The 14,220-nt window shown below is 66.1% G+C and carries 13 protein-coding genes and 1 rRNA gene; 10 read left to right on the plus strand and 4 right to left on the minus strand.

Features of this window, described 5'->3' with window-relative positions:
- Window position 1: 1 nt before the first annotated feature.
- A complete protein-coding gene (locus tag ABD231_RS41380) occupies window positions 2–1,057 on the minus strand; it encodes an SDR family oxidoreductase (protein ID WP_344165801.1) in 1,056 nt (351 codons plus the stop codon).
- Between ABD231_RS41380 and ABD231_RS41385 the strand changes: the two genes are divergently transcribed.
- Entirely contained in the window at window positions 1,056–2,717 is a 1,662-nt protein-coding gene (locus ABD231_RS41385; RefSeq protein ID WP_344165804.1) for an alpha-amylase family protein, read from the plus strand. The genes ABD231_RS41380 and ABD231_RS41385 overlap by 2 nt on opposite strands.
- Here ABD231_RS41385 and ABD231_RS41390 read toward each other — a convergent pair.
- Together ABD231_RS41390 and ABD231_RS41395 are read right to left on the minus strand one after the other, a co-directional pair.
- A complete protein-coding gene (locus tag ABD231_RS41390; RefSeq protein WP_344165807.1) occupies window positions 2,679–3,191 on the minus strand; it encodes a DUF6328 family protein in 513 nt (170 codons plus the stop codon). The two genes, ABD231_RS41385 and ABD231_RS41390, sit on opposite strands and share 39 nt — an antisense overlap.
- Before the next feature lie 42 nt (window positions 3,192–3,233).
- Window positions 3,234–4,346, minus strand: a complete 1,113-nt coding sequence (locus ABD231_RS41395; RefSeq protein ID WP_344165810.1) for a hypothetical protein — start codon at window positions 4,344–4,346, stop codon at window positions 3,234–3,236.
- 113 nt (window positions 4,347–4,459) lie between these two features.
- On the opposite strand from ABD231_RS41395, the gene ABD231_RS41400 reads away from it, so the two are divergent.
- From ABD231_RS41400 to ABD231_RS41435, 8 genes are all read left to right on the plus strand, one after another.
- The gene (locus ABD231_RS41400; RefSeq protein ID WP_344165813.1) at window positions 4,460–5,854 is read left to right on the plus strand and encodes an FAD-dependent oxidoreductase; all 1,395 of its coding nucleotides are present in this window, start codon (window positions 4,460–4,462) and stop codon (window positions 5,852–5,854) included.
- A 28-nt stretch (window positions 5,855–5,882) separates the two neighbouring features.
- Window positions 5,883–7,238, plus strand: a complete 1,356-nt coding sequence (locus ABD231_RS41405; protein WP_344165816.1) for an amino acid permease — start codon at window positions 5,883–5,885, stop codon at window positions 7,236–7,238.
- 11 nt (window positions 7,239–7,249) lie between these two features.
- The gene (locus tag ABD231_RS41410; RefSeq protein ID WP_344165819.1) at window positions 7,250–7,591 is read left to right on the plus strand and encodes a hypothetical protein; all 342 of its coding nucleotides are present in this window, start codon (window positions 7,250–7,252) and stop codon (window positions 7,589–7,591) included.
- 66 nt (window positions 7,592–7,657) lie between these two features.
- Window positions 7,658–8,308 carry a DsbA family protein gene (locus ABD231_RS41415; RefSeq protein WP_344165822.1) on the plus strand — a complete coding sequence of 217 codons (651 nt, stop codon included), beginning with the start codon at window positions 7,658–7,660 and terminating at the stop codon, window positions 8,306–8,308.
- The gene (locus ABD231_RS41420) at window positions 8,292–8,849 is read left to right on the plus strand and encodes a vitamin K epoxide reductase family protein (RefSeq protein WP_344165825.1); all 558 of its coding nucleotides are present in this window, start codon (window positions 8,292–8,294) and stop codon (window positions 8,847–8,849) included. Before ABD231_RS41415 ends, ABD231_RS41420 begins: the two co-directional genes overlap by 17 nt.
- A gap of 153 nt (window positions 8,850–9,002) precedes the next feature.
- Window positions 9,003–10,934, plus strand: coding sequence for a glycosyl hydrolase family 8 (locus ABD231_RS41425; protein WP_344165827.1), 1,932 nt, complete (start codon window positions 9,003–9,005; stop codon window positions 10,932–10,934).
- A 53-nt stretch (window positions 10,935–10,987) separates the two neighbouring features.
- The gene (locus ABD231_RS41430; RefSeq protein ID WP_344165830.1) at window positions 10,988–11,218 is read left to right on the plus strand and encodes a hypothetical protein; all 231 of its coding nucleotides are present in this window, start codon (window positions 10,988–10,990) and stop codon (window positions 11,216–11,218) included.
- A complete protein-coding gene (locus ABD231_RS41435) occupies window positions 11,218–12,885 on the plus strand; it encodes a hypothetical protein (protein ID WP_344165833.1) in 1,668 nt (555 codons plus the stop codon). Before ABD231_RS41430 ends, ABD231_RS41435 begins: the two co-directional genes overlap by 1 nt.
- A 1-nt stretch (window position 12,886) precedes the next feature.
- Here the strand turns inward: ABD231_RS41435 and ABD231_RS41440 are convergent, their stop codons facing one another.
- Window positions 12,887–13,417 carry a GNAT family N-acetyltransferase gene (locus ABD231_RS41440; RefSeq protein WP_344165836.1) on the minus strand — a complete coding sequence of 177 codons (531 nt, stop codon included), beginning with the start codon at window positions 13,415–13,417 and terminating at the stop codon, window positions 12,887–12,889.
- Between the two features lie 661 nt (window positions 13,418–14,078).
- Here ABD231_RS41440 and ABD231_RS41445 point away from each other — a divergent pair.
- A 16S ribosomal RNA gene (locus tag ABD231_RS41445) occupies window positions 14,079–14,220 on the plus strand; the annotation flags it as partial.

The following is a 14,220-nucleotide window of genomic DNA, read 5'->3' on the forward strand; positions in this document are numbered from 1 at the left end:
ACTACGACCTGCGGGTCGCGCGGATGAGGAGTACGCCGGCGGCCGTCACTGCGGTGGCGGCCGCGGCTGCGAGGGTGTTGCGGTGGCGGGAGCTCCAGAACTCGTAGCTGCGGGTGGTGGCTCGGTCGTCGAAGGCGCCGTGGGAGCCGAAGTCGCGGTCGGTGTCGGCGGGGTGCCAGAGGTTTTCGTCGTCGGGCTTGGTCAGTTGGTCGGTCTGCTGCGACTTGTAGCCGGTGCGCCCCAGATAGTGATCGAGGATGCCTGGCGCGAACTTGTTGGCGATCAGCGTGGCCATGGTCGGACCACCGATCCAGTACTCGCGGCGGCGAGGATGGTCGGCGGCGAACAGTACGGCGTTGGCTGCGACTTCGGGCTGGAAGATCGGGGGAACGGGCTGCGGGTGGTGGGGGAGCCGGGACAGGACCCAGGAGAACTGGGGTGTGTTCACGGCCGGCATCTGCACCATCGTGACGTGCACATTCGCCTTGTCATGCAGGAGTTCCGAGCGCAGTGAGTCGTGGAAACCTTGGATCGCATGCTTGGCTCCGCAGTACGCCGATTGCAGCGGGATCCCGCGGTAGGCCAGCGCCGAGCCGACCTGGACGATCGTGCCGCGGTCGCGTGGTTTCATCCGGTCGAGCGCGGCCCGGGTTCCGTAGACATAGCCTAGGTACGAGACTTCAGTCGCACGTTTGAACTCGCGCGGTTCGATCTCGGTGAACGGCGCGAACACGGTCGAGAACGCGACATTGACCCAGACATCGATCGGCCCCAATTCGTTCTCGATCCGGGCCGCGGCCGCCTCGACTTCGTCGTACTCGGCGACATCGACCGCGATCGGCAACGCCGTACCCCCGGCGGCTTCGACATCACGTGCTGCTGCTCGCAAACCTTCCTCGCCGCGGGCGAGCAGCGCGACCTTCGCACCGCGTCGCGCGAACGCGATCGCACTCGCCCGGCCGATACCTGCGCTGGCTCCTGTCACTACTACAACCTGGGTCATGGCCGACCGGTACCCACGTGTACGCCGGCAGTGGCCAGGGCACCCGGACTCCATGCGACTGACGGAGACGGCTGATGTGTGGTGGAAGAACGCGGTGATCTATTGCCTCGATGTCGAGACCTACTTCGACACCGACGGTGACGGATCGGGTGACCTGGGCGGTGTCGGTCAGCGGATCGATCACCTGGCCGATCTGGGTGTGACGTGTCTGTGGCTGATGCCGTTCTATCCGACGCCGGATCGCGACGACGGGTACGACATCACCGACTTCTACGGCGTCGATTCCCGACTGGGCACGCACGGCGATCTGGTCGAGCTCATCACGCTGGCTCGCGACCGCGGGATCCGGGTGATCGTGGATCTGGTCGTCAACCACACCTCGGACCAGCACCCGTGGTTCCAGAGTGCGCGCGCGTCGCGGGAGTCGCCGTACCGGGGCTGGTATGTCTGGCGCGACGAGCCGCCGGCGAATCAGCACGAGGGCATCGTGTTCCCCGATCAGGAGACGAGCCTGTGGGAGTACGACGATGAGGCCGGTCAGTACTACCTGCATCAGTTCTACAAGCATCAGCCGGATCTCGACATCGCGAACGCCGACGTGCGCGCGGAGATCCAACGCGTGATCGGCTTCTGGTCGGTGCTCGGGATCTCAGGGTTCCGGGTGGACGCCGTACCGTTCCTGCTGGACACGACCGGTGCCGTCGACGCGGGCAGTCTGCCTGATCCGCACGACTACCTGCGGGATCTGCGGGCGTTTCTGGATCGGCGGCATCCGCAGTCGATGCTGCTCGGCGAGGTCAATCTGAAATACCCCGACGTACGGCGCTTCTTCGGTGACGAGGACGGCGACGAACTCACGATGTGTTTCGACTTCATCGGGATGCAGCGGCTGTATCTCTCGCTGGCCCGCAACGACCCGGCCTCGCTGGTGGAAGCGCTACGGGAACGTCCGCCGGCTGCAGAACAGGGACAGTGGGGCACGTTCGTGCGCAACCACGACGAGCTGACGCTGGACAAGCTGACCGACGCCGAGCGGCAGGAGGTATTCGACGCGTTCGGTCCGGACAAGGACATGCAGTTGTACGGTCGCGGTCTGCGTCGGCGCCTCCCGCCGATGCTGGGCAACGACCAGGCCCGTTTGAAGATGGTCTACAGCCTGCTGTTCTCACTGCCCGGCACACCGGTGCTCTTCTACGGCGAAGATATCGGCATGGGCGAGAACCTGTCCATCGAGGGCCGCGCCGCGGTCCGCTCCCCGATGCAGTGGACAGACGGTCCGAACGGCGGATTCTCCACGGCTGACTCGGCACACCTCGCGGCTCCGCTCACCGAGGGGGAGTTCGGCCCGAAGCACGTGAATGTCGCCGCGCAACGCCGTGATCCGGATTCGTTGCTGAATTGGATCAAGCTGCTGGTACGGCGTTATCGCGAGTGCCCGGAGCTGTCGTGGGGCGAGTGCACGATCCTCGAGCACGCGGCGCCGACCGTGTTCGCGCATCGCTCCGAACACGAGAACGGTGTCATCATCACCGCCCACAACTTCGGCGCGGACGCCGTCCAGGTCAAGCTCCAAGTCGACGCAGGTACCGCCGTCGACCTGCTCCGTGACGACAGCACCAAGGTCAACGGTGACGGAACTCTGGAGCTGGAACTCGAACCGTACGCCGCCCGCTGGCTACGAATCGTCCGACCGGGAGACCGCTACCTCATCTGACTTGCTGCGCACGAGCAGCGGAATCAGCCACCAGAACACCACGAACCAGACGAGGATGCCGCCCACGATGCCGAGGGCAACCGGTCGGGACAGGACGACGTCGAGGGCCAGCAACACGCCGCCCGCCATGGCAGCAACCAGGAAAGCGAGCCCGAACTGCGTGAGCCGATCGGTGATCGTGACCAGCTGATCGCGGAGCCCTTGGCGGTGCACGATCCGGTGGAACGACACCGGGGCAAGGAACAGTGCGACCGCCAAAGCCGAGGCGATCAGCGTGGCGGCGTACACGTGGTGGGTGAACTGGTCGGCCGCCTGGAACTGACTTTGGAAGCCGATGCTGAGCAAGAACGCGAACAGGATCTGCGTTCCGGTCTGCGCGAGACGCAACTCCTGGAGCAACTCGTTCCAATGCCGGTCGAGGCGCTCACCGGAGTCTTCGTCGTCACGCGTGTAGCTGGCGGAATGGCGGCTCATAGCGGTTCCGGTACCCGTCCGCCGCCCGCGTGAAGCCTGCTGTTACGAGCCGGGCAGCAGGAGTGGTTCGGCGGTCATCGGCGTCGCCACCTCACACGCGCCGGAATCGATGCTGCAGCGGATGATCGCGTTCGGGGTGTTCTCGCCGCTCTTCACGACCATCAGCAGGTGGTTGTCGTCCTCGGCCGTGGTACCGACGAACCGGGGTCCGGTCCACTGCCGCCGTACGGCGCCGGTCCCGCTGTCGAGCGCGGTCGTCGAGGGATCGCTGCCCTCGGCGCGGAAGTCTGGGGTCGCGAAGATTGTCTCGCCGTCCGGGGTGAATCCGTTCAGCGAATACTCACAGGTCCGCCAGATCTGCTTGCCGTCGGCAAGGTGCCGGACGGCGGAGCAGAAGGTCTGGGCGGCCCCCGAGATCTGGTCCACCCCACTCGTGCCCTGGAAATCCACCCCGGCCGGAGACGTGAAGGAACCCAGTTCCTCGACCTGGCCGGACTCGGTCTGCCAGGCGTTCAGCGTCGCGTCCGGATTGTCGCGATCGGTGCCGGCGGCGAAGTAGACGACCGGGCCGGCCACGGCCAGGACGTCGGAGAACCAGTCGTCGGGACGTTCCAGTTGCTGCTGCTCGCCGGACTCGTTCCGCCAATAGAGCGTGTTGCCCTGCCGACGGGTGTGATCGGCGTTCGTGCGCGCGGTTCCGTACGCGACGGTGTCCTCGCCGACCGACACCACCAGGCTCGCAACCCCCGGGACCTTGCTCCCTCGCACGATCCCTTCACTACCGCTGACCCGCACAAGCTCGGTGGCCCCGGTACCGACGTCGAGGATCACCAGCGCGTCCCCCTCGAACCGGGCCGCGCGAATGATGTCCTGCCGGCCAGGGACGGTGATGTCCGAACCGAGGCCGCCCTTGATCACCCGCCCGCTGACATAGGTCACCTGGGGAGTCCGCCCAGCCGGCAGATCGGCGAGGTTGATTTTTCGCGTCGGACCCGTCGCCGTAGGTGTCTCGACGAGCGGCTGGGGAGCGGTGGCCGACGACACAGCGGGCCCGCGATTGGCCACGAAAGCACCACCGGCAACCGCCAGTACGGCGATGGCAGCCAGCCCGACGGCCAGCCGGCCGTTCCCGGCTATCGCGCTCCTGACTGACACGGGCACCACCCTAACCGCCCGTTCGAGACTGCCCGGAGATTGGGTTCAAAGGGCACGACTTCCGGCGCAGCGCCACGAAGAATTGCGGTGAGCACACCGACTAGGGGGTTCTGGTGATCGACCCGTCCGTGGAGACCTTCAACCGGCTGATCCGGACCGAGCTACCTGCCCGTACGCCGAGGCTGTTCGACACCGCCTGCGTACTCGGCGGAAGCATCGCCGGTCTCCTGGCCGCCCGGGTGCTCGCCGATCACGCGCGTTCGGTGGTGATCATCGAACGCGATGAGCTCGAACCGTCCGGGCAGTCGCGGGCCGGCGTACCGCAGGATCGGCACGGGCACGCCTTGCTACCGGGCGGGTTGAAGCAGCTCGAACGCTGGCTGCCCGGAGTGGTCGACGAGGCCCAGGCGCTGGGCGGTTATCTCGCCCCGATCGAGCAGCAGACCGTGTACTACGACGGTCGGCCGCGGGCGCAGGGCGGCGACGCCAAGTTGTTGCTGGGCAGCCGCCCGTTCCTCGAGGCGCGGATCCGCGACCGAGTGCTGGCTCTGCCCAACGTATCCGTGCTTTCCGGTCTGGCCACGGGCCTGATCTACACCGAAGACGGTCGCGTCAGCGGAGTGCAGGTCGATCATGAGTCGCTGTCCGCCGACTTCGTCGTCGATGCGATGGGGCGGGCGTCCAGGCTGTCGACCTGGGTCGAGGAGGCCGGCTACCAGCGCCCGGTCCTGGTGCGGATGCCGACCGGTATCCATTACGTGACAGCACATTTCGAGCGGACCGAGAGCGCCGACAGCATCGAGCAGGCCTGCGTCCTCGGCCTGTTCGCGCCCCGCACGATGCCGGCCGACCTCACCGTCGCCAGCGCTTGTGTCATCGAGGACGACCAGTGGCAGGTGATGATGATGACGTACGAGGACAACCCCGCCGCGCGTTCCGTCGAAGCCTTCCGCTCGGCCTGCCGCGACCTGCCCCCGATCTTCCAGAAGGCGACCACCGGCGAACTGACCCGCGGTCTAGAGACCTACCACCAGGCCGACAGCCGGCACCGCGACTTCACCGGCCTCACCCACTTCCCGGCCGGCCTGGTCGCCGTCGGCGACGCCGTCGCCTCCTTCAACCCCATCTACGGCCAAGGCATCAGCTCGGCCGCACTCCACGCCTCCTGCCTGTCCGAGTACCTGACCACCGACCCCGACCTCACCACCCCGGCGACCGACTTCTTCGCCCACCAGAAAGTCATCACCGACGCCGCCTGGACCCTCTCCGCCGGGGCCGACGCGGCCCGCGCCGACGCCATCACCGGAACCAAGGCCCCTGCCGAGGTCGAACAACAGCGCTGGGCCCTGAACCAGATCATCCAGGCCACCCTCACCGACCCCACCGTCACCGAAGTCTTCGCCGCAGTCACCGCCATGGACGCCCACCCCGCAACCCTCGCCGACCCGGCTGTCCTCGACCGGGCACTGGCCGCGAACGAGGCCGCCACGGCACCGCGGTTAGGGTAGTCATTCGACTACTCTCCGGAGGAGCTGGATGGCGGGCAACGATCTGTCGGCGGGGCTGAAGAGCCGTCATGTGACGATGGTCAGCATCGCGGGGGTGATCGGCGCTGGGCTGTTCGTCGGGTCTGGGACGGCGATCACGCAGGCAGGGCCGGGGGTGTTGATCGCTTATGCGTTCGCCGGGGCGCTCGTCGTACTGGTGATGCGGATGCTCGGGGAGATGGCGGCCGCCAACCCTGATACGGGGTCGTTCTCGACGTACGCCGATCGGGCGATCGGGCCGTGGGCCGGGTTCACGGTGGGGTGGTTGTACTGGTGGTTCTGGGTGCTGGTGATTCCGGTCGAGGCGACGGCTGCGGCGACGATTCTGGAGAGCTGGACGGGAGCGCCGCAATGGGTGTGGGCGCTGGCGGTGACGTTGGTGCTGACCGTGACGAACCTGTTCAGTGTGGCGAACTACGGGGAGTTCGAGTTCTGGTTCGCGTTGCTGAAGGTGATTGCGATCGTCGGGTTCATCATCGTCGGGGTGCTGGCGGTGCTGGGGTTCTTCGGTGACACCCGGAGTGGGGTGTCGCATCTGTGGGACACCGGGGGATTCCTGCCGAACGGGTTCGGGGCGGTGGTGGCCGCCGTACTGGTGACGATGTTCAGCTTCATGGGGACCGAGATCGTGACGATCGCGGCGGCCGAGTCGGATCATCCGGACGAGAAGATCGGGCAGGCGACCCGGTCGGTGATCTGGCGGATCGGCATCTTCTACCTGGCCTCGATCCTGCTGGTCGTGGTGATCGTGCCGTGGAACGAGCCGCGGCTGGCGACCGATGGGTCGTATCAGGTCGCGTTGGAGGCGTTGGGCGTTCCGGGCGCCAAGGTGATCGTGGATCTCGTCGTGCTGGTCGCGGTGGCGAGTTGCCTGAACTCGGCGCTCTACACGGCATCGCGGATGATCTATTCGCTGGGCAGGCGCGGTCAGGCGCCGGCGATCGTCACGCAGACCACGCATCGCGGTGTGCCGCGGATCGCCGTACTGGCTTCGACCGCGGTCGGGTTCCTGGCGGTCATCTGCAACTACCTGTTCCCCGACGACGTCTTCGGCGTACTGCTCGCCACCTCGGGAGCCGTTGCCTTGCTGGTGTATCTCGTCATCGCGGTCTCCCAATTGCGGCTGCGCGCCAAACTCGAGGACTCCGGTACGCCGATGCCCGTGCGGATGTGGTTCTACCCGTACCTGACGTGGGCGGTGATCGTGGTGATCCCCGCGATGCTCCTCTACATGGCGACTCAGTCGGGGCAGCGACTCAACATCGCGGCCACCGCGGTGATCGCAGTCGCCGTCCTCATCGTCGCCGTACTGTCGACCAGACGCGCACGTGTGCCCGTTGGCTAGGCTGTCGGGTGATGAACAGGCTGCTGCGCTTCCTCATGGTTCTTGGGGCGCTGCTTGGCGTGTTCGTACTGCACTCCTTCACGGCGGAGACCGCGGCTAACCCGTCGACGCTGACGGCTGCGATGACCGTGGCGCCGAAGACCGCGGACCCGGTCGGTCACGATCACCCGGCTCCGTGCAGCGCTCTCTTGGTGGGCTCGGTGCTGTTGTTGTCGGCGTGGCTGGTGCTGCGTCGGCGGCAGCGTTTCGGCGACCTGCTGCGTGCCGCTGTCCGCGGCGGCGTGACGCCGCTCGCGATCCCTGCCCACTGGACCACACCTCGCCTGACCCAGCTCTGTGTGCTGAGGACCTGATCTGCGCTGACGCAATGCGCTCAGCCCACTTCCCAGATCACATCAGCTCAAGCGAGGTTGCAGTAGATGAAGCTATCCACCCCTGCCCGAATCTCTGTCGGTATCGTCGCGGCCTTCGCCGTCGCGGTCGGCGTACTGCTGGCAGTCAACTCCGGCGGTTCCGAAGCCCAACCACCCAACGTCACGAACGACCGGCTCGTGCGTGCCGACAGCCACAAACTCGGTACGGCGGCAGACGGCAAAGCGACCTTTGTCGAGTTCCTGGATTTCGAATGTGAGTCCTGCCGCGCGGCCTATCCGGCCGTCGAGCAGCTCCGCAAGGACTATGCGGGCAAGGTCACCTTCGTGGTGCGGTACTTCCCGATCCCGTCGCATTTCAACGCGGAACGTGCCGCGCGTGCCGTTGAGGCGGCGGCCGGGCAGGGCAAGTTCGAGCAGATGTACCAGAGGATGTACGAGACCCAGTCGGAGTGGGGCGAGCAGCAGGTCCCGGCCGACGAGCGCTTCCGCGGGTACGCGAAGGACCTCGGGCTCGACCTGACGGCGTACGACAAGGCCTATCAGGACCCGGCGACCCTCGAGCGGATCAAGAAGGACGTCGCCGACGGCGAGGCGCTCGGTGTCACCGGTACGCCGACCTTCTTCCTGAACGGGCAGAAGCTCCAGCCGCAGTCCGCGCAGGACCTGGTTGCGAGTATCGATGCCGCCCTCAAGTAGCCCGTTTCCACGGCTGCTGCCGTGGCTCCTGCTGATTGGCGGGGCGATCGGGTTGCTGGCGGCCGGCGTACTGACGGTGGAGAAGATCGCGCTGCTGCGTGATCCGTCGTATGTGCCGTCGTGCAGCATCAACCCGGTGCTGTCCTGCGGCTCGGTGATGACGAAGCCGCAGGCCGAGGTCTTCGGATTCCCCAATCCGCTCCTCGGCATCGCCGGTTTCGCCATCGTCACGACGGTCGGCGCCGCACTCCTTGCGGGTGCGGCGTTCCGCCGCTGGTTCTGGATCGGCCTCCAGCTCGGCACCACCCTCGGCGTGGTCTTCGTTCATTGGCTGATCTTCCAGAGCCTCTACCGCATCCAGGCGCTCTGCCCCTACTGCATGGCCGTCTGGGCCGTTACCGTGCCGATCTTCTGGTACGTCACCCTGCACAACCTGAACCGCTTCACCCGCTATCACCCGATCCCGCTGGCGATCTGGGCGGTCACCATCCTCACCCTGATCACCGAACAGTTCTGGACCTATTGGAAAACCCTCCTGTAGAAATCAAAGGCAGTGACTGACAACTGCGAAACAAGCGATTGATCCGGGCGCGACATCTTGCGCTTCGCCGGGGAGGGCTCTACTTTCTCGTCAACAGTTAGGAAACTTTCCTAACTGTTAAGGCTCCTTTCCTCCGCCCGAAGGACACCGCTGATGCCGTATCTACTTCGTGGGCTGACCGCTGCCGCGGTTGTCGCCTCTGCTTTGTTCGTTCCACCCGCCCTGAGCGCCTCGGCCGCCGAGACCTTGCTGTCACAAGGGAAACCCACGACCGCCTCCTCGATCGAGGGCAGCGGTTTCGAGGCGGCCAAGGCCGTGGACGGGAATTCGTCCACCCGGTGGGCCAGCGTCGAAGGACATGATCCCGAGTGGATCCGGGTCGACCTGGGGAGCACCGCGAGTATCACGCGGGTCAAGCTGAACTGGGAGGCGGCGTACGGGAAGTCGTACAAGATCCAGACCTCGGCCGACGGCTCGACCGGGTGGACCGACGTCTTCTCGACCACGACCGGCAACGGGGCGGTCGACGACCTGACGGTGTCGGGCAGCGGCCGGTACGTTCGCGTCCACGGCACCGCGCGCGGGACGGCGTACGGGTATTCGCTGTTCGATCTCGAGGTCTACGGCACGACGGGCAGCGATCCCGGCGACACGACACCGCCGAGTACGCCGACCGGTCTCGCAGCCACGGGGACCACATCGAGCAGTGTCTCGCTGGCGTGGAACGCGTCGACGGACAACGTCGGGGTGACCGGTTACGTTGTCTACCGCAACGGAACCGAGGTCGCCACCAGCCCCGGTACGACGTTCACCGACACCGGCCGTACGGCGTCGACCAGCTACACGTACACCGTCAAGGCACGTGATGCCGCAGGCAACCTTTCGGCCGCGAGCAACGCGGTCACCGCGACCACGCAATCCGGTGGTGGGGGAGGACCGGCCGTTCCGTTCGGCAGCCATCAGTTCCCGTACGCCGCCGGCATCCTCAAGCCGACGGGAAGTCAGGCCACCCTCGACCAGAAGGTGATCGACTACTACCAGCAGTGGAAGGCCGCCTTCGTCAAGCAGAACTGCGGCAACGGCTGGTACCAGATCATCTCGCCGGACGCCGACCACCCGTACGTCGCCGAGGCCCAGGGCTACGGCATGGTCATCACCGCGACCATGGCCGGTGCCGATCCGGCCGCCAAGACGATCTTCGACGGACTGGTCAAGTACATGCTGGCCCACCCGTCGGTGAACAACGGCGACCTGCTGGCCGCCGAGCAGAACACCTCCTGCCAGAGCGTCAACGGCTCCGACAGCGCGACCGACGGCGACATGGACGTTGCCTACGGCCTCCTTCTCGCCGACAAGCAGTGGGGCAGCAGCGGCACCTACAACTACAAGCAACTCGCGATCAAGCACATCAACGCGATCAAGGCGAGTGAGCTGAACCCGAGCACCAACCTGCTGACCTTCGGCGACTGGAGCACCTCCGGCGACGCCTACTGGAACATGTCCCGCACCTCGGACTGGATGATCGACCACTTCCGCGCCTTCCGGACCGCCACCGGCGACTCGGCCTGGGACACCATCCGCGCCAAGCACCAGAGCGTGACCACCTCCCTGCAGAACAACTACGCGGCAAGCACCGGCCTGCTGCCCGACTTCGTCATCAACACCAACTCCAGCCCGAAGCCGGCCGCCGGCCAGGTCCTGGAAGACCCGAACGACGGCCAGTTCTGGTGGAACGCCTGCCGCGACCCGTGGCGGATCGGCGCCGATGCCGTCACCAGCGGCGACAGCGCCTCCCTCACCTCGGCCCGCAAGCTCAACACCTGGATCAAGTCCAAGGCCGGCGGTAACGCGAACAACATCGCCACCGGCTACAAACTGAACGGAACCGCGATCCAGACCGGCAGCGACGCCGCCTTCTTCGCCCCGTTCACGATCCCGGCCATGACGGATTCCGGCAGCCAGGCCTGGCTGGACGCACTGTGGAACAAGATGCTGACCACCCCGGTCGACACCAGCAGCTACTACGCCGCCAGCATCCAGCTCCAGGTCATGATCACCGCCACCCACAACCACTGGGTCCCGTAACCCCGACGCGTTAGCCCCTTCCGCGCCTAGAATCCTCGGACGCGGAAGGGGTTGTGACACAGATGCAGTACGCGAACGAGCAGGACCGGTACGACGCGATTCGCGCGAGCGCGGTGGCCAAGTTGCAACCGCGGCGCGCGGACCTCGCCGTACTGGAGGGTGAAGCGCTGGTCCGGAAGCTGACCGAGGAAGCGCTGGCCGAGTACTACACCGACCAGATCGCGGCGAACTACGCGTGGGACTACGTCGAGCGCGAGGTCCGCCGGGCAGTCGACGAGGCGTAATGCAGGACGCGGCGGTCGCGCGGATCCTCGCGCAACATCAGACGCCCGCGGAGCGGCTGGCGGCGCTCGAACGCAGCCAGGAACCCGAGTTCGCGTACGGACGGCACCCGGGGAGCGATGAGGCGGCCGAGATCGCCGGGGCTGCGAGCTATCTGCAGGTGATGAAGCGCAGCTGGCGGGCCGAGCTGGCGAGCCGGGATGCGGGGAATCCGGAGCGGCGGCCGGGCTGGGAGGCGTTCCAGCGCGAGATGGACGCGTTCGTGCCCGAGGTCGAGCGGACTCAGCCGGTGTGGTTCCTGCAGGCCGATGGCTATCAGGTCACCGGCACGAACCGGGACGAGCTGAACGCGATCGCCGCCGCCCGCGAGCGCGCGCCGCGCGACGACCCGCAGCAACAACTCGGCATCACCTACCAGCGCGACACCATGTACGCGATGCTGCCCGACGGGGCGATCTCCCGTCATACAGGCACCTTCGACGCCGGTACGACGGCCTCCGCCGCTGCTGGATGGGTCGATCACGTGGTCCGGGTGCACGCGGACGCCGACGAGCTCCGGATGCGGGTGACCGGGGTCGCCGACGATGGAGCCGGGAACCTGACGATGCACGGGACGGTGCTCGAGGGGCCGGTCGGCAATCGCGGGCTGGCTGTCGGGTCGACCGTTGAGCTGCAGAAGAATCGGTCGACCGGCTTGTTGACGATCGGTGGGGAGGACGCCGGCGACTGGAACGCGTCCTTCGAGACGTTCGGCTATCACCAGGGGCGGACCCGGGTGAACGAGGGTGTCGGTATGCAGGTTGCTGGCGCCGGTACTCCGGAGGCGCGGAACCGCGGGCCGCGTCTCGCGGTCGACGACGTTCTGTTCGAGCGGATCCGCGATACCTACAACAACGTGGAGGATCCGGAACGCGGGTACGCGCGGACACTCGGGCCGACGAGGACCCGGCTGAACTTCAACGAAGCCGGGTGGGATGTGAACGTACCGCCGTACCGGCGACTGGGTGGCGATGCGATGTTCACGGAGGCTGAGCATCCCGAGCCCGCGCCGTACGACGCGAACCTGCCGGTGCCGGGGACGGTCGATGTGAGCAACCCGAACTGGTACTACGACGCCACGAATTCGATGCCGGACCGGTTCGTCGGGGGCCGGTCGAGCAGTTCGACGCTCTATATGACGGCGGCGACGATGCTGGTGCACGAGGACCGGCTCGAACTCGATGAGGCCAAGGACCTGATGGCGTTCGCTGTCGCGGACATGGTGGCCAGTGGGGAGCACAGCATGCCGGAGTGCATGACTCCGGTCGTGCTGGCTGCGGGTAGTTCGGAGCCGTGGAAGGAGACTCCGCTCAACATCTCGAAGGAGACTCCGCCGCTGACCGCCTGGATGCATCTGGTGAGCCCGGAGACCCGGAACGAGATGCGCACCGAGGCTCGTGCGGCTCTGCAGCAGGTCCTCGAGAACCCGGCGCCTGATCCGCAGGTGGTCAAGGGCCTCACCATGGTGGTGAAGGCAACGAACGACTTCGAGCGCAACTCCAACGAGTTGACCAAGGCAATGAGCGCTGGTCTCAATCCGACTCCCGCGGCGGCTCAGCGCGTTGCCGCTACCGCGGATCCACGGGTGCGGGCGGCGGCCGCCGTACGGGAGTCTGACCTCGATCGCTAGGTCAGTCGGTCGGTGCCAGGAAGACGAGGATGTCGTTCTCGTGGCCTCGGACGGGAGTCGGCTCGCGCCAGCCGACGCGGCGGTAGAAGGCGACGGTGTCGTGGGCCTGGTCCCAGGTGAGGAGCCAGGAGCGGGGGTGCTGTGCGGTGAGGCCTTCCAGCAGGCGTCGACCCAGACCGGTACCGCGCGCCTGGCGGCGGACTCCGAGCTCGTCGATCTCGAAGGCGCCGACCAGCAGCTGGTCGACCTGCTCGGGGCCGAGTCTGGAGGCGACCTTGCCGTACGCGCGGTCGGTCCGGAACGGGCTCGGAGTGATCCAGCCGGTGATGAAGCCGTCGACCGAGCCGTCATCGGCGTGCTCGACGAGTGCGGTGAAGCCTGGACGGAGGACATCACGGGTCAGGCGGTCGCGGAATGCGGCGCGCGTCTCGTCCGGGTCCGGGCCGTCCCACGGTGGGGTCGTGAACACCTCGACGTACGCGTCGGTCAGGTCGTCGAGGATCGACAACACGTCTGAACCGTAGGACTTCATCCGGTACTCCTACTCGGCGGCGAGCCACTGGCGGAGTTCGCCCAGGGCGGTGCGGTTGCTGTCAGCATCGATGTCGGTGTCGCCGTCGAGGGCATGGACGACCTCTACCGTGCTGATCTCAGCAGCTGGCCGGGTCAGCAGGTAGCCGCCGACCTGCTGGGTTGCCTGGTCTCCTGACGCTCTTTCTCGTCAGGCACCTCACCAGGGGACCCGATTTGCATCGTCGCGGTGAATGACAGTAATGTTCTTCTTGTTGGGAGCGAGTGCAGGACGCGGAAGCGGCCGGACCTCCTGACCACCCTCCAAGTAAGCGCAGCTGAAACGCGTCTACGGACTCGGATCGGCCGCTGAAACACGGGGTGACTGCGACGAAAGTAGCCGATTTGACCGGCTGCGGACAGAACAGTAAAGTTTGGCGGGTTACCCCGGAAGCCCTGAACCGTAAGGTTCGGCTGCGGTGTGCGTCCGATTCTTGAGAACTCAACAGCGTGCCGAAAGTCAATGCCGAAATTTAGCATTTACCCCGTGCATAGGCCTTCATGGTCTGTGTTCGGATTCCTTTGAATGTAATTTCTGGATTCAGTCAGTTTGATTGTCTCTGATGTTCAAAGGATCAACTGAAGTTGTCGACATCCCAGTTTTTGACTGGTTGTCATATTTTTCAACGGAGAGTTTGATCCTGGCTCAGGACGAACGCTGGCGGCGTGCTTAACACATGCAAGTCGAGCGGTAAGGCCTCTTCGGAGGTACACGAGCGGCGAACGGGTGAGTAACACGTGAGCAACCTACCCTCAACTTCGGGA

The organism is Kribbella yunnanensis (assembly GCF_039529655.1).
Lineage (GTDB): Bacteria > Actinomycetota > Actinomycetes > Propionibacteriales > Kribbellaceae > Kribbella > Kribbella yunnanensis.

What these genes read in the sequence shown, in the direction of transcription:
- ABD231_RS41385 (WP_344165804.1), top strand. Translation starts at nt 1,056, where the DNA reads ATGCGACTGACGGAGACGGCTGATGTGTGGTGGAAGAACGCGGTGATC.
- ABD231_RS41380 (WP_344165801.1), bottom strand. Translation starts at nt 1,057, where the DNA reads ATGGAGTCCGGGTGCCCTGGCCACTGCCGGCGTACACGTGGGTACCGG.
- ABD231_RS41390 (WP_344165807.1), bottom strand. Translation starts at nt 3,191, where the DNA reads ATGAGCCGCCATTCCGCCAGCTACACGCGTGACGACGAAGACTCCGGT.
- ABD231_RS41405 (WP_344165816.1), top strand. Translation starts at nt 5,883, where the DNA reads ATGGCGGGCAACGATCTGTCGGCGGGGCTGAAGAGCCGTCATGTGACG.
- ABD231_RS41410 (WP_344165819.1), top strand. Translation starts at nt 7,250, where the DNA reads ATGAACAGGCTGCTGCGCTTCCTCATGGTTCTTGGGGCGCTGCTTGGC.
- ABD231_RS41415 (WP_344165822.1), top strand. Translation starts at nt 7,658, where the DNA reads ATGAAGCTATCCACCCCTGCCCGAATCTCTGTCGGTATCGTCGCGGCC.
- ABD231_RS41420 (WP_344165825.1), top strand. Translation starts at nt 8,292, where the DNA reads ATGCCGCCCTCAAGTAGCCCGTTTCCACGGCTGCTGCCGTGGCTCCTG.
- ABD231_RS41425 (WP_344165827.1), top strand. Translation starts at nt 9,003, where the DNA reads ATGCCGTATCTACTTCGTGGGCTGACCGCTGCCGCGGTTGTCGCCTCT.
- ABD231_RS41435 (WP_344165833.1), top strand. Translation starts at nt 11,218, where the DNA reads ATGCAGGACGCGGCGGTCGCGCGGATCCTCGCGCAACATCAGACGCCC.
- ABD231_RS41440 (WP_344165836.1), bottom strand. Translation starts at nt 13,417, where the DNA reads ATGAAGTCCTACGGTTCAGACGTGTTGTCGATCCTCGACGACCTGACC.